This is a genomic window from Rahnella sp. CFA14(1/10) (genome assembly GCF_004195095.1).
In the GTDB taxonomy this organism is placed as follows: domain Bacteria; phylum Pseudomonadota; class Gammaproteobacteria; order Enterobacterales; family Enterobacteriaceae; genus Rahnella; species Rahnella perminowiae.
This window is the reverse complement of the sequence record NZ_SEWS01000015.1, coordinates 62,104-82,525: the sequence shown is the minus strand read 5'-3', so window position 1 is coordinate 82,525 and position 20,422 is coordinate 62,104. Positions and strand designations below refer to the sequence as shown.

General features: G+C 48.0%; 19 protein-coding genes. 9 read left to right on the top strand and 10 right to left on the bottom strand.

Annotated features, from left to right (window positions below; genetic code table 11):
* Nucleotides 1-94 precede the first annotated feature (94 nt).
* The 4 genes from EVX52_RS23575 to EVX52_RS23560 all read left to right on the top strand — a co-directional run bounded on the left by EVX52_RS23575 (nucleotide 95) and on the right by EVX52_RS23560 (nucleotide 4,684).
* On the top strand, nucleotides 95-436 hold the full coding sequence (locus tag EVX52_RS23575) for a helix-turn-helix domain-containing protein (protein WP_129992239.1): 342 nt from the start codon (nucleotides 95-97) through the stop codon (nucleotides 434-436).
* Nucleotides 437-683: 247 nt separating this feature from the next.
* Nucleotides 684-1,694 (top strand): LacI family DNA-binding transcriptional regulator, encoded by a 1,011-nt coding sequence (locus EVX52_RS23570; RefSeq protein WP_129992238.1) that lies wholly within the window; start codon nucleotides 684-686, stop codon nucleotides 1,692-1,694.
* A 126-nt stretch (nucleotides 1,695-1,820) separates the two neighbouring features.
* A complete protein-coding gene (locus EVX52_RS23565) occupies nucleotides 1,821-3,242 on the top strand; it encodes a glycoside-pentoside-hexuronide (GPH):cation symporter (protein WP_129992237.1) in 1,422 nt (473 codons plus the stop codon).
* Between the two features lie 83 nt (nucleotides 3,243-3,325).
* Nucleotides 3,326-4,684 (top strand): NosD domain-containing protein, encoded by a 1,359-nt coding sequence (locus EVX52_RS23560; protein WP_129992236.1) that lies wholly within the window; start codon nucleotides 3,326-3,328, stop codon nucleotides 4,682-4,684.
* Nucleotides 4,685-4,788: 104 nt separating this feature from the next.
* On the opposite strand, the gene EVX52_RS23555 is transcribed toward EVX52_RS23560, so the two are convergent.
* Both EVX52_RS23555 and EVX52_RS23550 read right to left on the bottom strand, forming a co-directional pair.
* On the bottom strand, nucleotides 4,789-6,150 hold the full coding sequence (locus tag EVX52_RS23555) for an MFS transporter (protein WP_129955471.1): 1,362 nt from the start codon (nucleotides 6,148-6,150) through the stop codon (nucleotides 4,789-4,791).
* A 210-nt stretch (nucleotides 6,151-6,360) separates the two neighbouring features.
* Nucleotides 6,361-7,275, bottom strand: a complete 915-nt coding sequence (locus tag EVX52_RS23550; RefSeq protein ID WP_129955472.1) for a GntR family transcriptional regulator — start codon at nucleotides 7,273-7,275, stop codon at nucleotides 6,361-6,363.
* A 139-nt stretch (nucleotides 7,276-7,414) separates the two neighbouring features.
* Here EVX52_RS23550 and EVX52_RS23545 point away from each other — a divergent pair, with 139 nt between their 5' ends.
* A complete protein-coding gene (locus tag EVX52_RS23545) occupies nucleotides 7,415-8,437 on the top strand; it encodes a zinc-binding alcohol dehydrogenase family protein (protein ID WP_129992235.1) in 1,023 nt (340 codons plus the stop codon).
* A 106-nt stretch (nucleotides 8,438-8,543) separates the two neighbouring features.
* Here EVX52_RS23545 and EVX52_RS23540 read toward each other — a convergent pair whose 3' ends face one another.
* The 7 genes from EVX52_RS23540 to EVX52_RS25355 all read right to left on the bottom strand — a co-directional run bounded on the left by EVX52_RS23540 (nucleotide 8,544) and on the right by EVX52_RS25355 (nucleotide 16,013).
* Nucleotides 8,544-8,711, bottom strand: a complete 168-nt coding sequence (locus EVX52_RS23540) for a general stress protein (protein WP_129955354.1) — start codon at nucleotides 8,709-8,711, stop codon at nucleotides 8,544-8,546.
* Nucleotides 8,712-9,362: 651 nt separating this feature from the next.
* Nucleotides 9,363-9,488, bottom strand: a complete 126-nt coding sequence (locus tag EVX52_RS25715) for a hypothetical protein (protein ID WP_255466777.1) — start codon at nucleotides 9,486-9,488, stop codon at nucleotides 9,363-9,365.
* Nucleotides 9,489-9,739: 251 nt separating this feature from the next.
* A complete protein-coding gene (locus EVX52_RS23535; RefSeq protein WP_129992234.1) occupies nucleotides 9,740-10,690 on the bottom strand; it encodes a cytochrome d ubiquinol oxidase subunit II in 951 nt (316 codons plus the stop codon).
* A gap of 10 nt (nucleotides 10,691-10,700) precedes the next feature.
* The gene (locus EVX52_RS23530; RefSeq protein ID WP_129992233.1) at nucleotides 10,701-12,068 is read right to left on the bottom strand and encodes a cytochrome ubiquinol oxidase subunit I; all 1,368 of its coding nucleotides are present in this window, start codon (nucleotides 12,066-12,068) and stop codon (nucleotides 10,701-10,703) included.
* Nucleotides 12,061-12,552, bottom strand: a complete 492-nt coding sequence (locus EVX52_RS23525; RefSeq protein WP_129955357.1) for a DUF1641 domain-containing protein — start codon at nucleotides 12,550-12,552, stop codon at nucleotides 12,061-12,063. The genes EVX52_RS23530 and EVX52_RS23525 overlap by 8 nt, the downstream gene beginning before the upstream one ends.
* Nucleotides 12,552-15,524, bottom strand: coding sequence for a formate dehydrogenase subunit alpha (fdhF, locus tag EVX52_RS23520; protein ID WP_129992232.1), 2,973 nt, complete (start codon nucleotides 15,522-15,524; stop codon nucleotides 12,552-12,554). Before fdhF ends, EVX52_RS23525 begins: the two co-directional genes overlap by 1 nt.
* Before the next feature lie 336 nt (nucleotides 15,525-15,860).
* Nucleotides 15,861-16,013 (bottom strand): hypothetical protein, encoded by a 153-nt coding sequence (locus EVX52_RS25355; RefSeq protein ID WP_165385198.1) that lies wholly within the window; start codon nucleotides 16,011-16,013, stop codon nucleotides 15,861-15,863.
* 243 nt (nucleotides 16,014-16,256) lie between these two features.
* On the opposite strand from EVX52_RS25355, the gene EVX52_RS25620 reads away from it, so the two are divergent.
* From EVX52_RS25620 to EVX52_RS23495, 4 genes are all read left to right on the top strand, one after another.
* Nucleotides 16,257-16,583, top strand: a complete 327-nt coding sequence (locus EVX52_RS25620; protein ID WP_129955360.1) for a four-helix bundle copper-binding protein — start codon at nucleotides 16,257-16,259, stop codon at nucleotides 16,581-16,583.
* 551 nt (nucleotides 16,584-17,134) lie between these two features.
* On the top strand, nucleotides 17,135-17,350 hold the full coding sequence (locus tag EVX52_RS23510) for a DUF2767 family protein (RefSeq protein WP_129992250.1): 216 nt from the start codon (nucleotides 17,135-17,137) through the stop codon (nucleotides 17,348-17,350).
* 116 nt (nucleotides 17,351-17,466) lie between these two features.
* Nucleotides 17,467-18,141, top strand: coding sequence for a hypothetical protein (locus EVX52_RS23505; protein ID WP_129992231.1), 675 nt, complete (start codon nucleotides 17,467-17,469; stop codon nucleotides 18,139-18,141).
* A 212-nt stretch (nucleotides 18,142-18,353) separates the two neighbouring features.
* The gene (locus EVX52_RS23495; protein WP_129955367.1) at nucleotides 18,354-18,833 is read left to right on the top strand and encodes a type VI secretion system tube protein TssD; all 480 of its coding nucleotides are present in this window, start codon (nucleotides 18,354-18,356) and stop codon (nucleotides 18,831-18,833) included.
* 398 nt (nucleotides 18,834-19,231) lie between these two features.
* Here the strand turns inward: EVX52_RS23495 and EVX52_RS23490 are convergent, their stop codons facing one another.
* The gene (locus EVX52_RS23490; protein ID WP_129992249.1) at nucleotides 19,232-20,272 is read right to left on the bottom strand and encodes a tyrosine-type recombinase/integrase; all 1,041 of its coding nucleotides are present in this window, start codon (nucleotides 20,270-20,272) and stop codon (nucleotides 19,232-19,234) included.
* Nucleotides 20,273-20,422 lie beyond the last annotated feature (150 nt).

Here is a 20,422-nt window from a genome sequence, read left to right as displayed (position 1 = left end):
CTGCGGAGATACTCTAGTGGTTATAAGCTCTGTTGGAAAGTAGGCACACTTTTGATATATAGAGATAAAAAGTATACTAATGGAGTGTTTGAGAATGACGACTCAGCAAGAACGGAATTACCGGTGTACCGTCGAAGCAACAATTGCAGTAGCGGGTGGCAAGTGGAAACCGCTGATCATTTACTATCTGCTCACGGGAACCAAGCGGTTTGGCGAGCTCCGTAAGCTTATCGGCGGGGTCACACAGCGTTCATTGACGTTACAACTCAGGGAACTTGAAGCTCATGGCATTATTTCCCGGGAAATATTTGCTGAAGTTCCTCCACGCGTCGAATATTCACTGACTGAGTTGGGTTTTACGCTTGAGCCGATACTCGACACGATGAAGCGCTGGGGAGACACCTATATATCCTGGCAACAAAGAGATGATAAATAATCAAGATTCTAACTTTGGGCGTTGCCTTTGCTTTTATTGCGGCCGTTGTAATGCTGGCGGCGGGCATCCACAGATTGGATTAGTTGCGAATGATGTAGCAGCAATCCGGGATGCGTTTAGCGACTCAGGCCGAACTGAGCGGGCAGACAAGGTTTCATGTAACGCAACAACATGTGAACTGGCTTACATTTTTGACCTGCATCACAATTTATAGTGACAGAATTGTTAAACGACGCATCTCATTATCATGGCATCCATTAAAGACGTAGCGAAAAAAGCGGGAGTATCAACGGCTACCGTATCGCGAGTGCTGAATAATCACCCCAGCGTGATACCTGAAACACGCAAAGCGGTGCGTGATGCCATGGATTACCTGTGTTATGTGCCCAGTAAGAGCGCGTTCCAGCTGAGTGGTAAATGTTCCGGGCTGATTGCCGTCGTCGTGCCAAATCTCGTCAATCCTCACTTTTGCGAGTTGCTGGCGACATTTGAAGAAGAGGCAAGGTACATTGGAAAATCGGTGATTGTTAAGACACACCAGAATCAACCGCAACAGGATAAGCAGATTATCCACACCTTAATTGGTATGGGAATTGACAGTCTGCTCTGGGTGCCAACAGAAGCAGAGGCCGAACTTTCTGAATGGTTAACCGCTACCCATATTCCGGTCGCGGTAGTCACGCAGGTTTCACGTTTTTTTAATTCCGTCTCTATCAACCAGAGTAAAGGTGCGGAAAGTATCGCGGGACATTTTATACAAACCGGGCATACCACCTTTGGGTTTGTTGCCCAGGAGGGCGTTGATAATCGTAAAGTCTCCGCCTGGAGTAAAAAAATTACCGGTCAGGGGCTGACTTTCAATAAAGAGAACCAATTCTGGATAGCGAAAGGGGAAGGGGAGAGAACATCGGGCCATATCAGTATCCTTGACAAGATTATCGAGAAATTAGCACTCCGGCGAAACGAATGTTCATGCCTTTGGGTATATAACGATGTCGCTGCCAGCTATATTATCGACGGATTAAAGAAGCAAGGGATTTCTGTTCCTCAGGATATCGCGATCGCCAGTTTCGATAACACCTTACTGGCGCAAACAAAGGGTATTACCAGCGTTGCACAGCCGATACATGAAATTGCACATCTGGCATTCCAGATGGTTAAAAACCAAAGCAAACAAGAAGGGATCGAAATGTATGAAATTGTCTCCCGGTTAATTATACGTGAGAGTAGCGTCAATATGGACATCACGACCTTTTAATTTCTATATTCCATTATTTAACGTTGCCGGTAGGATAAAACCTATTCCCTTTCTGTTATCAGTACGGGTATGGGTCATAAAAACCCGTGCTTCAAATTTATGACTGCGCATTATCGAGGTAATATTATGTCTGCCACTGTAATGGAAAAACAAAGTGCTTACACAAAGTTGAGTCTAAAAGAAAAGATCGGCTACGGAATGGGTGATGCAGGTTCCTGTATGATCTGGAGCGTGCTGGCACTTTATCTGACATGGTTTTATACCGATGTATATGGTTTATCTCCAGGAATCGTAGGGACATTATTCCTGGTAATACGTATTTTCGATGCCTTCAGCGATCCCATCATGGGGGCAATTTGCGACCGGACACACAGCAAATGGGGTAAATTCCGCCCCTGGTTATTGTGGATGGCTGTGCCCTTTGGTCTGGGTGCCATATTGATGTTCACCACGCCTGATTTAAGCATGAACGGAAAAATCATTTATGCGTGGGTGACTTATCTGATCATGTCGTTGATTTATACCGCCATTAATATCCCCTATTGCTCGGTCGCAGGCGTGATTACGCTGAACCAAAAGGAACGACTGGGTTGTCTGTCATGGCGTTTCTTTCTCAATGGTCTGGCGACACTTATTGTCTCCTCATCCATTTTACCGTTAACCGACTGGCTGGGTAACGGCAACCGTGCATCGGGTTTTCAGTTGACGATGATGATTATGGGCGGAGCCGCGACCTTGATGTTTCTGTTCTGTTTTTCCAGTATTAAAGAGCGTGTGGTTTCTATTAAGCCCAACGATTCCCTGATGAAGGATTTAAAAGATATCGCCAGGAATGATCAATGGTTATTGATGATTTCGATTACGTTTCTGAACGTTTTTCCTGCATTTATTCGTGGTGCGGTGACTATCTATTATGCTACCTATGTCATGCAGGCCTCAGTAGGATTTATTACTTTATTTATGGCGCTCGGCGTTGCCTGCAATATGTTGGGCAGTGTGATAGCGAAGCCACTCACTGATCGATTTGATAAAATAAAGCTATTCCGGATTATTAATATCATCCTGGGTGTCCTATCCTTCGCATTGTGGTTCGTCGACCCGAAGTCACTGACACCGCTGTTAAGCTTATTTATCATTATTAATATCCTGCATTTAATTCAGTCCGGTCCTATTCTCTGGGCCATGATGTCCGATGTTGATGACTATGGTGACTGGAAATTCGGTAAACGCCTGACCGGTATATCCTTTGCCGGTAATCTCTTTATGCTCAAAATGGGGCTGGCTGTCGCCGGGGCCATCGTCGCCTGGATATTGTCATTCACCGGTTATGTAGCCAATAAACCTGAGCAAAATGCGCAAACCGTACAGGGCATCGTTATCATGTTCTCGTTGCTGCCGATGGTAAGTTATTTTATCAGCGCGTTCATGGTGCGTTACTTCAAACTCAATAATACCCTTGTTGAAAAAATAAAAGTTGATCTCGCAAAACGTGAACTGGAAAACGGTTCAGATCAGTCGCAGGAGTTTAAGGATATCCCCGTGCATTAATGTCAGTAAGAGTCCTTACGACTGCGCCGGATACGTTGCGCTACCAATTTATCACTTATTAATGTCAAAGAAGGATGTTACACATGTCGAGTCAAAACTATTATGATGTCACTGACTGGAATCAAGGTAATCCGTATGAAGATATTGGCGAGGTCATTAACAGTATTATCGCGGATATTAAAAGCAGGCAAACGGATACGAATGTTAATCAAGGCGGAAAGCCAGGGGCGGTTATCTATATTCCACCCGGTGATTATCCTCTCCTCACGCAAGTTGTTATAGATATCAGCTATCTGAAAATCATGGGTTCCGGGCATGGATTCACCTCTTCAAGTATCCGGTTTAATACGCCTGAGAGTGAATGGGTTAACTGGCACGAAGTGTGGCCAGGTGGAAGCCGTATCCTCGTTGAACTGCCCGCAGGTGTTGGCACGAAAGAATCCGACGGCGCCGCTTTTTACGTCGCGCGCAGCGGGGATCCGCGGATAAGTTCGGTCGAGTTCGCTGATTTTTGCATCGATGGTTTGCACTTTGTTGATGACGGTTCAGGAAATGATGATCCTGAAAACACCTATCTCAACGGTAAAACGGGCATTTATATTGCCAGCGCGCAGGATTCATTCCGCATCAGCGGCATGGGCCTGGTGTATTTAGAGCATGGCGTGACTGTCTATAATGCCGATGCTCTGGCGATACATAATAATTTCATTGCTGAGTGTGGTAACTGTATAGAATTACGCGGGTCAGGCCAGGCCTCAAAAGTCACCGATAATCTGATCGGCGCGGGTTATCGAGGTTACTCAATTTATGCGCAGAACTTCGGCGGCCTCCTGATCACTGCAAACAACATTTTCCCGCGCGGCAAAAGCAGTATTCATTTTTCGGGCGTAGTACGCTCGTCTGTCAGCAGTAACCGGTTCCATTCATTTTATCCGGGAATGCTGGTCTTTGAGGGCAGTTGTTCAGAAAACCTGGTATCTGCAAATCATTTCTTCCGTGAGCGTGAACCCTGGGGCCCGATGCAGCCTTACAACAATGGTTTAGATGATTTGTATGGCCTGCTGTATATCAGCGGCGATCATAATTCGATCATTGCCAATCATATTTCGGAAACGATAGATACTCAGTACATTACCCCGCCAGGAGCGAAACCGGTGATCATCCGAGTGGTATCAGGTCAGGGGAATTATATTTCTGATAATCATGTTGTTGCTACAACCGAAGCATCGCAAGTGCAGGACGCTACAGGCTCTTGTTTCTCTACACAAGTGAGCTCATTACTGGCGACTCAGGGGTTGCAAGCGCTTGACGTGACCACGGTACAGATTGAAAAAGAGTCCATTCAAAATACCATTCTTGATTCCGGTAGTGATGCTCAGGTTGTAGTGGACAAGGCAGTCAACGCCTTCAGGTCTACTCCTGTTCCGGGCCTGCCGGTGTAATAACGGCAGTAACGCCCGTCATTATCGCTATTCCTGCATCAGACGGGCACTCCCGTCTGATGCACCCTAACTGAGTCTCTATAATACAAATCAACCTTCAGCTTTTAATCTTTTCGCGGGTCGCTAATAGGCTGCCGTACGAGTATTACATAAGCCAGCGCTCCCAGCGCCGTAACACAACCACATATGATCAGTGCCAGACGGAAAGAGTGGGTGGTATCCACGATAAAACCCGTAACAATCGGCGCAAACGACGCGCAGAGAAAGCTGGCAAAGTTTTGAATGCTGCCTACCGATGCCGTCATGCGTGATGCCACTGCGACGTGAATCAAACCCCAGCATGAGGTACCGGCAAAATGAATACAGAACAGCGCCATGCCGATGAGAAGCACTGCGCTCATGGATGTTGTGGCCTGCGGCACTAAAAAGGTAAAGGCCGCTGAACAAAGCATACCCGTAATGATGCAGATTTTGCGGCTCCTGATCGGGGCCATTCCCCGTCTCACCAGCCAGTCTGTGACGAAACCGTTAATCAACATACCGGCCGCACCAAACAGGAAGGGGATAGCCGCCATCATCCCGGTGCTTTTTAAGTCAAGGTTATACGCAGTTTGCAAGTAGCCGGGGAGCCAGGCCAGATACAGCCACGCGGTGTAGTTAATGCCACTGAATCCCAGCATCATTCCCCACATGGTGCGGTTACGGAACAGGCTGCGCCATTCTGCAAAGCTCAGCGGGTCCCGACGCGCGTTAATACTGCCGGCATTCAGATAGGCCTGCTCTACAGTGGTCAGCTCCACGTTCTCGCGGTTCCGGTAAAGCATATACCAGCCGATGGCCAGGAACACACCCAAAATACCGATAGTAATAAACATCAGGCGCCAGCCCATCAGGAGCATCATCGCTGCCAGAATCGGCGGGCTGATGGCTACACCAATGGTGGATGCGGCGTTGAAAACCCCCATAGGCTTTCCGCGCGCTTTAATGTTGAACCAGTCGTTGATCACCTTGACGCCACAGGGGTTCATTGGCGCTTCGCCGATACCCATGCCTATCCGTACCAGGATAAACTGTGTGAAGGTATGCACCATGCCTGACATTGCCTGGAAGAGTGACCAGAAAAACATGCCCAGTCCAAGCATAATACGCGGACCTTTGCGGTCAAGCAGGGGGCCGCAGGGCAGTTGTGCGAAACCATAAGCCAGGGAGAACACGGATAACAGTGCACCAATTTCAGTGGCACTCAGTCCCAGCTCATGACGGATAGTCAGGTTCGCGACAGACAGGGAACTGCGGTCAAGATAATTAATCACTGCGGCAAAAAATAGCAAGATCATTGCCGTTGTCTGGATCCGTTTAATACGTGCAGAGCGCTCTAATAAACCGTTTGGCGGAACTGGGATGTCCGCGAATGTGGTCTGATCAAACGTTGTCTGCCGGTCGAGGGTAATATTATTTTTTTCCACGCCAGACTCCTGAGATTTGATTATTACTTTTCATTAATGGATTAATGGAAAGGTCTCATTAATTCGTCAGGGGAGGATTGTTATCATCTCCTGACGAATCTTCCGTCGTATAACCGACGTGTTATTGAAAATAGGAGTGGCATTTTATTTTGCGTTTAACTTTTAACTGAAGCGTGCGCCTGATAATGGTTTACTGCTTTTAATCGGTACTTAATGGAAAACGGACGCAGTCTGATTGATGGAGCGGACCATCGATTGTTTGGCTGTCTGGAGGTGGTTACGCATCGCCAGCATGGCGTCCATATCGCTGCGGCAAATCAGGGCACTCAGAATGGTCATATGCTCATCAATGGCAATAATATTGCGCTGCTTCAGGTCACTTTCATCCCACTGGTAGTGGAAATGGAAGATGACAGAAATAATCTCAAGTGACTGATCGAAAAATATATTATCGGCTGCAGAAAGCAGTAACCCGTGAAACTCCCGGTCCAGGGAAGAGAACTTACGAAAACTGTCGCCAATGCTGTCACGAAGGGTCCGGTGACGTTCAAGCAGCGCTTTTGCCTGAAACCAGCGGGGGTCATCAGCAGGCAGATTTAAAAAGCGCTGAAGGGCGTGGGTCTCCAGCATCTCCCTCAGTTCAAACAGTTGCTCCGCATAGCGTTGATCAAACCGTTTCATGCTCCAGTGACCCCGTTTCTCGCTTTCAATCAGGTTGTAGCGGCCAAATTTCAGGAGGTATTCACGTACTACAACCGGGCTGACACCCGCAGCACGCGCGAGCTGAAGTTCTGAGAACGATTCTCCGGCGCGAAGCTGACGCTGATTTATCATCGAGAAAAATGCCTGTTCGAAGATTTTTGTTTGTGCCTCCAGCGGTTCACCGGAGCAGGCAAAACCGTCGTTATTCTCTGGCTTACGCAAGATCAGGTAATCACTTCCTGCAGCCTGCAATACGCCACACTCGCAGAGATGAGCAAGAATATGACGGACTGTGGTGCGGCTAACGTTGTACATCTCCGCGAGTGAACTTTGGGATGGGAGCGGTGAAGGGATATGCCCCCGATCCATATCATAGATAACCTGGTTGACGACGTTATGACGTAACTTTTGTGACCGGCTCATGGGTGATCCTTATGTTTCTTGCTATTAAAAACGGTTTTAAAACCGTTTTATGAGTCGGATTTCACAAATCAATTTTCTTATTTCACGATTTTTGTTTTTTTCATTGATACCTGGGTTAACAAAACAGGAGAAATGAATCATGACGACAATGAATGCCCTGATATGCCAGGAACCTACATCACTTATCTGGAAACAACGCGCAATTCCGGTTCCCGGTGATAATGATGCGCTGCTAAAAATTAAAACCGTGGGTATTTGCGGAACGGATATACATGCATGGCGCGGGAAACAGCCTTTTTTCAGCTATCCGCGAGTACTGGGTCATGAAATATGCGGGGAGATAGTCGGGCTGGGCAAAAATATTTACCAATTTAATACCGGACAACAGGTTTCCGTTATTCCCTATGTCGCCTGTTATCAATGCCCTGCTTGCCTCACGGGGAATACCAACTGTTGTGAAAAGATATCAGTGATTGGCGTTCATCAGGATGGCGGGTTCTGTGAATATCTGAGCATACCTGCCAGCAATTTGCTTGATGCGGAGGGTATAGACCCCGAAGCCGCAGCGCTGACCGAACCTTTTGCTATCAGTGCTCATGCCGTTCGCCGCGCCGCCATCAGCCCCGGCGATCAGGTGCTGGTCGTGGGCGCAGGTCCGATTGGCCTGGGGGTGGCGGCCATTGCCAAAGCGGACGGGGCCCGGGTTGTGGTGGCTGATACCAGTCCGGAACGTCGTCAGCATGTAAAAGAAAAATTGGGATTACTGAGTATCGATCCCTCAGAAGAGAACTTTGACGTTCAGTTGTGTGGGGCATTTGGCGGTTCTCTGGCGCAGAAGCTTATTGATGCCACCGGCAACCAGCAGGCCATGAACAATGCAGTCAATCTGATCCGTCATGGCGGTAGCATCGTTTTTGTCGGGTTATTTAAAGGGGATCTGACTATTTCAGATCCTGAGTTCCATAAAAAAGAAACCACCATGATGGGCAGCCGTAACGCAACCCGGGAGGATTTTGAAAAAGTGGGCAGGCTGATGGCTGACAGAGTGTTAACGGCGGACATGATGCTGACGCACCGTTATCCATTTAGCGGGCTGGCCGAAATCTACGAAGAAAAAATCATCAATAACCGCCAGCTCATCAAAGGCGTTATTCAGTTCTGACATCGTTAGCTTAACCAACGTGGAAGCCAAATGTAAGGCCCGCAGAATTATCCACGGGCCTTTAATGCTAATACATAACTACATAACATTCATACGATTAAGCTAACTAATCATTGTCATGGCTATGCTGTCCACCTTTTTTACCGGCTTCGCTTGCGCGTTCACGGTCATTCGCGAAGTTACCCCCGCTTTTTTGTCCGCCTTTTTTACCGGCTTCAGATGCTCTTTCTGGATCTTCTGCAAAATTACCTGAACCACCACGATGTTCGGCCATAATGTCCTCCTATCGGATTTTAAAAGTTATTTACTTGTAACATCATCCTTAATGGGATTTCTTATAAAGATGATATTTCCTGAAGAGCATGTGCTCACTTCTAATAATAGCGTGTATTAATAATGCGTCAAGCCGGGTGTCGCTAAAAATTAAATAATCATCTCCGCGTGAAACAGCAAGAGTAATACCTTTACTTTTAATATCAGACATAATTCGTTGTTTTGTAAAAATATAACAGATACTGCGTGGTGAAATGCTGGATTTTATTAAGAAAAGTCCCAATCGGGAGGTTGACTGAATAAGATATTGATATGAGTAACCCGGTAATTCCATGATATTAGTGGGAGTTATAACGGGGTTTGCTTTCTCTGAAAAATGGGTATTTGTCGCAGGTGGGTAAGCGATTATTTTACTCAATGAAACATAATTAATGATTTATTTGAATATACGAAGATCGCCTTTCGCTGCATGCCGTATACAGGTGCTGTGAGAGAATCATACATAGTCTGGAGAGTTTACATTCAACGAGGAAAACGACTGGCAGATGCTCAGGCTGTGCTGTGATCATGAAAAATAACTGATTAATAATAAATATTTAAGCACAGGAGTGAAATGAGCCCCCTCAGGAGTGGGCTCATTTCAGGGGCCGGGTCAGATATTTTTATCACCTGATTCAGGCGCATTATGAGGATCGTCTTTTTTGTAGTCTGGCTGCGGATTGTCTTTATCTCTTTTATGATCACACTGGCTATTATCAGGATCGCTATTCTTAAGCATATGGCCTCCAATGGGTTCTATGAATAAGTTATAAGTATAGTCAGAGGGAATAAATACTTCGCGCCGGGATAAGTATTTATAGGATTTTTCCGATCGGTGAGTTTTACGTATGCTGCGATATAAAATTTACTGATTTATAAAGGCCCGGTTAACCTAAAGAAGTTATTACCACTCCCTTTTATAAACCTGCGCATTATTACCACATACGCAGTTGAAGCAGCATGCCTGCACGGTGATAGCTTATTGTTTTATTACTTTTCTATTTTTCCGCGAAATACCCAAAAGGCCCAGCTATGGTAAAGAAGCGTGATCGGAATAATAAAGGCAATACCGGTCAGAAGGAACACTTGTGTTATACCGCCGGACGCCACCCTGTGTAAGTTCATTTCCCCCGGAATAAGCTCAGGGTAAATGCCTATCCCGGTCTGTATAACGATGGCAGCCAGTAAAATAAGAGTAACGGCCAGTTGTCTGAACGGGCTAAGCTTCTGTAATACCAAAAGCGAAAAAAGCCATAACAGGACAATTAATAGGATCAACCCCTTACCCCAGGCCAGTTGCCATACCTGCTGCCACGGTGCAGGATTCATACATTGTATAATTAAAAACAAACCCAGACTCAGCAGTAAAAAATAACGGGTAAGTCTGAGGGTGCGTTTTTCCTTCTTTTCAGCGACGCGCCAGCGTATCCAGCCGCAGCCCAGCAACATATACGCACAGATCAACCCTATACCACTGAGCATCGGATATAAGCCCAGCCAGGAATACGCGCCAGCGGCAATATTACCGCTGACGACTAAACCTGCGCAGATCCCCTGACAATATGCGGCAAGAGCAGAAGACGCTGGCAGAAGTTTATCAAGCCAGGGACGAATCCTCCCTGAGACCGTATCCCGGTATTCCAGCGCTAATGCGCGTAAAATCAGACTGAGCAACATTACAAATACTGGGATATACAGGGCACTGAAAAGGCGGGCGTAAGCGGCAGGAAAAAGTGCGAACAATCCGCCGGCCAGCAACACCAGCCATGTCTCATTAGCATCCCAGATGGGTAGCATTGACTTTACGATGGACCGCTTTTGTTTCTCGTCGTTAAAGAAAATCAGCAGCATCCCGGCACCTAAATCCGTACCGTCGAGCATCAGATACATCAGCAATGAAAATAACAGCATCGCCGCAGAGAGATCGGCTAACCATTCCATCACGAGCTCCTCAGGTTGAGGTCGGTATCGCGGTCACCACCACATCCGATCCCTGAGGTAAAGGACCGGAGGCGTAGCGCAGAAAGTGCCGCAAACCAAAACCGAAGACCAGACCATAAATCACTATTACACCGCAACATGAGGTGATGACCCATGAGAGTGGCATTGAGGATACACTCTCGGCGGTGCGCAGCATGCCAAAAATTGTCCAGGGCTGACGGCCAAGTTCGGTGACCAGCCAGCCGGCCAGCATGGCAATAAAACCTGACGGAGACGTCCAGATCAGCCACCAGAGCAATAGTCTGGCATCAAACAATCTGCCGCGTTTAAGCCGGTACGCCGCTACCGCACTGGTCATCAACATCAGTAACCCCAATCCCACCATGATACGAAACGAGAAAAAAACCGCAGCGACGGGAGGACGTTCATGCTCAGGAAATTCACTCAAACTCTTAATATGACCGGTCAGATTATGGCGAAGATAAAGAGAACCGATCATCGGTATCGCTACTTCCAGCTGATTGCGTTGCGCCTGTTGATCCGGCCAGGCAAACAGCCGCAGAGGTTCACCTTCTCCGGGGGCGGGCTGATGCCAGCTTCCTTCCATCGCGGCCACTTTCTGAGGCTGATAGTGAAGCGTATTTTCCCCATGCTGATCACCGACCACGATTTGTACCGGCGTTGCAACAACCGCGAACCAGATGGCTGCTTTCACCATGATCCTTGAGGTGGCTTCAGCGGGATGATGAAGCAGACGCCATGCGCCAATACCGGCAATCATAAATGCGACAGCAATCAGTGAGGCCAGCACCATATGGAAAAAGCGCCAAGCGAAAGAGGGGGCTGAAAGAAACGCCATCCAGTTTGTGGGATGGAAATTACCGTTTGCGTCACGCATAAAGTCCGCCGGCGTCTGCATCCAGGAATTAGCGGCAAGGATCCAGAAGGCGCTGAACAATGCTCCGGCTGCGACCAGACAGGTGATAACAAAATGCCACTTCGGCGGGATCTTCCCCATCCCGAATAGCATCACGCCCGTCAGCCCAGATTCCATAAAAAAGGCGATCAGCACTTCATAAAACAGCAGTGGCCCGATAATGCCGCCTGCTTTTTGCGAAAATACCGACCAGTTGGTGCCGAACTGAAATTCCATCACTACGCCGGAAACGGCTCCAACGGCAACGGTGATGGCAAAAATTTTCAGCCAGAAGTGCAGGGCAGTACCCGAGGCTGCCTGTTTACCCCATAGCCAGCGGGCTTCGAACCATACCAGAAACGGAGCCAGTCCTAAGGTCAGTGCAGCCAGCGTGATGTGCATCGCCATAGTGAGCGCAAATTGTCCGCGTGACAGCAGCAGCACCCAGTCAGTTTCACTCATGCGTTTCTTTACCGGTATTTCGGGTCACAGGTTTCTGCTCTTCTTTCTGTATCTCTTCCCCAAAGGCTTTCAGGCCGTTAACGATCGGCATCAGACCACGCCATAAATCCTCATCATTGAGCAGTTTCATCATGCCGAGCACCCCGGGCGCCGTCTCTTCGTGTTTCGGTTCGTTACGCTCATTATCCTGGCGTACCGCCATAACGCCGGATTTGAGCGCCTGCAGCAGATGATTAAAATGCTCCGGCGGGATTTTGCTCAGCGTGATAAACAGCAGGGACAGGTTTTGCATGGCATTCTGGCTACCGGGCTGATTCATCCCGTCGACCAGAATACGCGCGATATCCGTATTTGCCCGTACCACATCGTTCAGCAAACGTAAAAACCCATGCTCATGCAGGCTCTCGGTTAAGGTATGCAGCATTTCCTGTGCGGTTGTTTCGGTGCTGGCAGGCGGCACCTGATATTCCTGTCGTTCAGCCATTAGAATTTCTCCGGATGTTCAACATGTTCAGGCGGCAGGCGATAACCATCCTGACGCCATTTATCTTCTGCTGGCACCTGGTTGATCGGGGTGCGCTGACCATAGCGGAAGTTTTCTCGCGGCAGGGGATCAGGTTGCGGAGTCCGCTCCAGTTTGGTCATCGTGACCGCGATTTCCTTATAAGCCGGGGTATTCACGTCCGGATCGTGGTGCTCTCCGGTCAGGCCATTCACGCCGGGTTTTCCATGATGAATGGGAATAAACAACACGTTACCGGCCACACGGTCCGTGATGAGCACCGGCACTTCCAGCGAGCCGCGGCGCGAAGTCAGGCGTACCCAATCCCCTTCCTGTAACTGACGTTCTGCCGCCAGCTGAGGGCCCACTTCCACATACCAGTTTGGCGAAAGGGAAGTGATTCTTCCTCCTTTGCCGGTCTGATTAGTTGACTGGAAGTGCTCAAGCATGCGGCCGTTATCGAGCAGCAAATCGTATTCGCTGTCGGATTCCTCCATGGGCGGATGCCACTCAAGCGGATACAGTCGTGCTTTGCCATCGGGAAATTGGAATTTGTCGGTATACAGCAGCGGCGTACTTTTACCGTCAGCACTGACCGGCCAAAGCTGAGACTGCCATCCGGACAGGCGTTCATAACTGACACCGGCAAAAATCCCGGCGATATTTGCCGCTTCCTGCATAATCTGGCCAGGATGCTGGTAATACCAGGGATGGCCAAGTTTGGAGGCCAGCATCGTCAGGATTTTCCAGTCCGGGAGGCTTTCACCCAGCGGTTTCATTACCTCATAAAAACGCTGGATACGCCGTTCGGTATTCACGAAGGTGCCTTCTTTTTCGACAGACGGGCAACCAGGCAGCACCACATCTGCAAATTCTGCGGTACGGCTCATAAAAATGTCCTGGACCACCATAAATTCCAGTTTGCTGAAAGCCTCATGAACATTCGTCGAATCTGCATCGGAAAATGCGGTCTCCTCTCCGATGATGTACATCGCCTTCAGCGCACCTTTATCGGCCTGTTGTACCATCTTAAAATTGTCTGCGCCCGCCTTGTCAGAGAGTGCCGCAGGGTCGACGCCCCAGGCTTCCGCCCACTTTTCACGCACCGCCGGGTCGGTGACTTTTTCATAGCCGGGATAAACATTACTCAGGCAACCGAAATCACTGGCCCCCTGAACATTGTTGTGGCCGCGCATCGGATAACCGCCGGTGCCCGGACGGCCATAATTGCCGGTCACCAGCAGTAAATTCGACAGCGCCGTGCTGGTATCGGCTCCGTGGCTGTGCTGGGTGATCCCCATCGCCCACAGCAGACAGACGCTTTTCGCCTGGCCGATCATCTCCGCGGCTGATACCAGTGTTTCGACACTCAGGCCCGTGATCTCACTGGCATATTCCAGCGTGAACGGCATAAGAGAGGCATAATATTCCGCGACCTGATTGACCCGCTGGTTCAGGAACTCTTCATCGGCATAACCGTGGTCAAACATGTAACGTGACATGGCCGAAGCCCAGACCAGATCGGTTCCCGGCTTGATTTGCAGGAACAGATCTGCGCGGTCGGCCATTTCATGCCGCCGGGGATCGACCACCAGCAGTTTTTGCGACCGGTGTTTATGTGACTGCTTGATATGTGAGGCAATCACCGGATGGTTTTCCGCCAGATTACTGCCGATCGTGATAATCAGGTCAGCCTGCTGCATATCTTTGATGGTTCCCGCATCGCCACCATAGCCGACCGTGCGGAACAGCCCCTGTGTGGCCGGGTTCTGGCAGTAGCGTGAGGAATTATCTACATTATTGGTGCCAAAAATCAGGCGGGCAATTTTTTGCGTCAGGTAAGCTTCTTCATTGCTGGCCTTGCTTGAACCAATAAAACCGATGGCGTCTCCCCCATGACGTTGTGCGATTTCACGCAACCGGCGGGCAACGGTCTCCAGCGCTTCGTCCCAGCTGACAGGGCGGAAGCGTCCATTTTCGCGGATCAGTGGTGTGGTCAGCCGTTCCGGGCTGTTGACAAAATCCCAGCCAAATTTCCCTTTTACGCAGGTCGAGATACCGTTTGCCGGCGCCTCCGCCACAGGCTGCACTTTCAGTATATGGCGGTCACGCGTCCACATTTCGAAACTGCATCCTACGCCACAATACGTACATACCGTCTTCGTCCGCTTGATTTCCGCCTGCCGCAGCGCATTATCGATCAGGGAAATAGCCGTCACCGGCTCCGCGCCAATACTGTTCTCCAGGGCTTTAACGAAATCGATCAGCGGACGTTTAACCGGTTCAGGCATGGCGGTAAACGGACCGGCATCCGGTTGCATGGTTTTTTCCAACAGTGCGTTGCACGGGCACACAGTGACACAATGCCCACAACTGACGCAGCTTGAACCGGCGATTTGAGTCCCGCCATCCCAGCGTACGCGCGGATGAGCTTCGGTATAATCGATGGTCAGCGTTTCATTCACCTCAACGTTCTGGCAGGCTTCAACGCAACGACCACAGAGAATGCACTGATCCGGGTCGTAAGTATAAAAAGGGTTAGAATGGTCTTTCCCGTAGGGTTTTCGCTCGAAAGGGTAATACTGAATCGGGATATGCATATCGGCGACAGTATTGTGCAGGGTGCAGTCACCGGTGTTGTGTTCGCAAACCGTACAATACAGCTCATGGCGGTTAAGTATGCGATCCATCCCTTCTTCCTGCGCTGCGCGTATGGCGTCGCTCTGACTGTTCACTGCAAGACCATCATAGGTAGTGAGCGTGCAACCGCGCACTTTTTCACCATCCGCTTCTACCCAGCACACATCGCAGGTTTCCAGCGGTGGCAGCGCAGGGTGATAACAAACATGCGGCAGTTTTTTCCCCTGTTCTTGCAGAAAATCAATCAGCGGTTGATTAATCCTCCCCGTTAAAGGCTCGCCGTTATACAAAATCGTGCATGTTTGTTGGTTCATTAAACCCCCGCGTTCCGGTTAATGAAAAAGGCAATTTCCGCCCTGCTGGTTTGTAAGGTTATGTATATGAGCTTAGCTAACATGCTTTTTTCTTCAATTAATAACGCCAGATTTACATATTCTTCAGATAAATCTGTAAATCAGGAAAAAGGGAGGGCTAAGCGAAGGTACCTTATCTTATTGATATATTGGCGTCAGGATCATAAAAGCATGGAATTATCCCCGGCGTGGAGTGCTATATCAACAGGGCTTAGAACAGACAACCGTGAGAACCGTGGAACATGGCTGCCTGCTGAAACGCATTTCATCACATATCGCAGGATATATATCTTTGTATTACAACATCTTATCGCCTGACTCCGGTGCATCTGCAGGATGATCTTTTTGATAATCTGGTTGAGGTTTATTCCTTTCCCGCTTATGAATATCCTTATCCCGTTCATGATCATGCCCGGATTTACTTTTATCTTGATCAGTGATGCCTGTCATTACAACAACCTCCCGTCATATTAATCGAACTTAAAGTATAGCCACAGGTATTGCGTGTAATGTGATTAAAAAGGATAACAATGACAGTCCTGACATTTAAATGTATAGCAAGCCCCTGTTTGTATTAAATGATTATTCATCAGGAGTATCTTATAATAAATTGTTATTATGGCACTCTGAACTTGCTTAACGTGAAATATTATTCAGACTTTGAAAGGTGTTAAATTTAATTAGGAGGCTTGTATGAAGATCAATAATCAGGAGATTATCGATGAATGTTATCAATGCGCAGAAGCATGTGATCACTGTGCTACATCCTGCCTTAACGAAGAAGACATTGGCATGATGAAAGCTTGTATCCGGCTGGACATGCAATGCGCCGCGATTTGTCGTCTTGCCGCGCATTTTCTGGCGCTCCAAAGCGGCTATGCGCAACAGATATGTTATCTGTGTGCGGACATTTGTACCGCCTGTGCTGAGGAATGTTCGCAACATCAGCATGACCACTGTCAGTACTGTGCGAAGCGCTGCCGGCAGTGCGCCGATATGTGCAGTAAGGTCGCCGCGTAAATTTCCTCTCTTAAAAAGGCCTGCAATGCAGGCTTTTAGCAACCCGAATTTAGTTACAACATTCACATGATTTCCTTCTACTACTCCGTGCAAATCTGAAGCTCCCGAGCTGGCCCTTAATAACGGACCGTGCACAGCGGTAACACCCGTGTGGAACCTGGCCGCCCTGAAAAGCCGCGCCCCCGGGCCAAAGGCCCGGAACAGAGTGGCTTTAAAATGAATGTTGTAACTACTGCGGTTGTGTCGCTTTAAGAGGTTTTCCTTTGGTTTTAGAGTACACGCTCGTAAGCGCTTTTGCCGCTAACGCGGAGATACGCCCTGGCTTCGCCAGGACCACTCCGACCGCGTAATTAAACGTTTCATTGCTGTAAGCGGGAATGGTCTTGCAGGGCGGGGGGGCTGCGCAGCGTCACCGGCGACCATAAGCTGAGGTATCCTATGTGACACTATTTGTCGGCTTCATGTGCTAACGCACACAAATACAACTTAACCGCAATTTAATTAGGGATGTTTGATAATATACAACCGATACAAACAATTATGAGGTTGCTATAAGTACAGAGGAAACGGACCAACTGTACGATCAAATGTGCCGGATTGTTGGAGATTTAGTATTTACGTTACATGACCTGGCTATTGAACCTAAACACATAGTGATAGCGGATCTGTTGAGAACAGCGCTAACAGCAAAGGTTGAGCGGCCAGAATCGATGATTAAATGTATGAAAGTGCCAATCAAAGTACTGGAAACGTACAGACCAGCCTGACGTTGTGTCGGATAAGCCGCAAGAAAGGGTGTCTTCAGGGGAAAAGCGCGCGGTGAGCGCATGTTATGGTAAATTGAATATCCATACGGACTTAATGGCATAAGCAAGGAATGATTATGTACGGTAATGATGAAATTATCAGCCATTTACAGGCCAATAAGATTCTTGCGTTAAAGCTCGATCACGCATTAACGGGTGTTAGAGAAGCGGTATCAAATCAGATTGAAACGATAGGTGCAGGCGCACAGCGTGCATTGTATTACACATCCTGTTTCACGGATGAATATCAGGACGTCTGTCAGAAACAAAAGACTGAGGATATTCGATTTTCTAAAGGAGTCTACCATCTTCTACAAAATGGCAATATTGCGTACGACATGCTTAAAATATATTTCGGAGAAATATTTAAATTTAAAACAACTGCTCAATTAGAACACATCAAGCAGCGGCTTATGGCTGTGAATGTCCTCACAAATGTCGGGTTTTCTTTAGCTGTTGCATCATCCGTTACCATCGGCATGAATCTAAATCTTGAAATCAGCGCACTAGCAGGACGCAGGGCGGGCGGGGTTGTTGGTGGGCTTGGCATATATGGCATAGTCCAGAAAGCAGCAAATAGTGCAGATCGTCTTCGCTTTACTTACCCTGCGTACTACTCTGCGCTATATGCTCAAGAACTGGAAATGATGTACTTCCTGATAGAGCCATTGTTTGAGCGGGCTGGCGCATTTAAAGCACTGTGGGGATCGGATGGTGATATTACAGACATCATCATCAAGATGATTAGATAAAATATGATGAATTTTATCAGAAGGGTTTTTAAGAGATTTTTCAAGTCATTATTTTCGATGTACGGACCCGCCGTACTAACACTTATATTTGCAGTTGTTCTAGTGCGTTTTCTCCCTGATGGCCCTTTATGGCCTGTGCCTCTATTTTTCGTGATCGTAATAGTTATTTTTTATCGCTACGTTAAATGATGATTAATTTATAAGGAAATTAAATGTCCACTCCCGCTCACTTATGGCTTGAAGATGAAAACGGCTCTCCCGTTGTCGGTAGCTGCATGATGCCACTGCGCTTAGGCTCTATCGAATTAAAATCATTCTCCCACGGCGTCACTATTCCCGTTGATCCACAATGGGGAAAACTCACAGGAACGCGCGTTCATCGGCCTATCTCGATAGTGAAAGAATTCGATCAGACTACACCACTCCTGTATCGCGCTGTGTGTGAAGGTCGAACAATGAAAAAGGCAACAATCAAGATGTACCGCATCCTGGAATCTGGCATCGAGGCTGAGTATTTCAATATCATCTTGGATAACGTCAAGCTCACGACGATTGCGCCGTACCTAGCTCCAAATGGTATGAGCAGTACGCATCTGGAAACGCTCGAGTTACGTTATGAAGCGATTACTTGGAAGTACACTGATGGGAATATTATCTACCGCGATTCATGGAATGATCGCTGTTGCGCATGACCCCATTTAGTAACAGTTTTTTTGCCTGATTTTTTTCAGGCAAAAAATGCCTAATCAGTCTGGTTAGCCTTCAAACCAAAAGCAGCATCCAGATAAAAAAGAAAATGAACGCTGAATGAACGCTGAATGATTTCCTGAATGGCATTAACTGATTAGGTCTTTAACTCGACCGGATGACATATTGGCCCAATTTAATTGATTCTTGGCGTGCTACCCACTCATTGACTACACATCACTCTCCCTATTATGGCAACGTCAGCAGGCCATTGACCCATCTTTCTCATGAAAAATCGCCCTGTTTAAACCTGACCACCATCCTGGCCCAGCACGTTTCTGAGTGAAGTAACAGATAGATTAAAATCATAATTCATACTTATTTTTTATGAATTCATATTTAATTAATTTTGTCCTGATGGTTTTTTTTCCATCAGATCAATCATAACCCCTTCATGCGCCTGAAGGTTACGGATATAACGCATTAAAGTTTCAGGTTTTTTCCAGGTTCCTTCCTGCATAATCTGAGCGACCGCATAACCACGTCCTGCCATATCCTGTGCAGCACCTACGCGGGCACTGTGGCCAGTCCAGGTTTTGTATCGCCCCTTATTGGGATTGACAGTTTCAACGGTTCCAATCGTCTGCCACGCATGTGCAAAAATGGATTCCATCGCCGGCGTGCTCAGCGGACGGGTGATTGAAAAAGTTGCACTCCCCGAACGGTGCACCGGACAAAAGAGGAAGGCATCAGGTTCAGTGCTAATACCAGACAACGATAACCATTCTGACAACCGGTGCGAGGATTGCGAACTGAGAGATTTGATCAGCCCGCCAGTCTGAACAATCGTTTTGGTATAGCTCACGTTAAGGATGATCCTGCCATCTGTTGCCCTGGAGATATCGCGAACGCGGAGACGGGATATTTCACTGACACGCAGCAAAGTACTGTAAGCGACATGCAGAAAAGCCAGATCACGTTTTTGGCGAAGCGATATTGAGTCAGACCATAACGCATCAAGCTCAAGCAGATCCTCAAGACGAAAGGGCACAGCCTGGCCAGTACGTTCGCCAGTAACGACAGCAACACGATTTATCTTCTTCACCGCCCGGAAAACCAGAGGGGAAGCGTTTGGCGGTGTAAGACCGGCGTTACGGTGTAACATCGAAATCAATGAGCCATGCGTCGCAATTGTTGAAGAGGCTCGGCCGTTCTCTTGCAGCCAGTTCAGGTAATCGCGAAGGTCGGCCGGAAGCATAGGCAAAAATGGGCGGCGATTATCTATCGACCATCTGTGGCAGATCCGCATTACGCTCATCAGTTGCCGCCAGGTATTGGGTGAAAAGGCTTCACGATCCTGGACAAACTCCTTAAGTCTGTCCAGAACATCTTCTTCGGCCTGGATAACAGGCAGCATCTGGTTCGTTGGTATTAATTTACCCATAGATAGCTCAAAAAGCGAACTCCCGGTGACTGACAACGCTACGTGGATTCTGAGAAAGATGCAGGGGATTTACCTTGCAGATTTCACGTAGCGGTATCTGTACGCGATCCACGGTGAAGAATCATTTGCATCTGTAACTACTGGATAGAA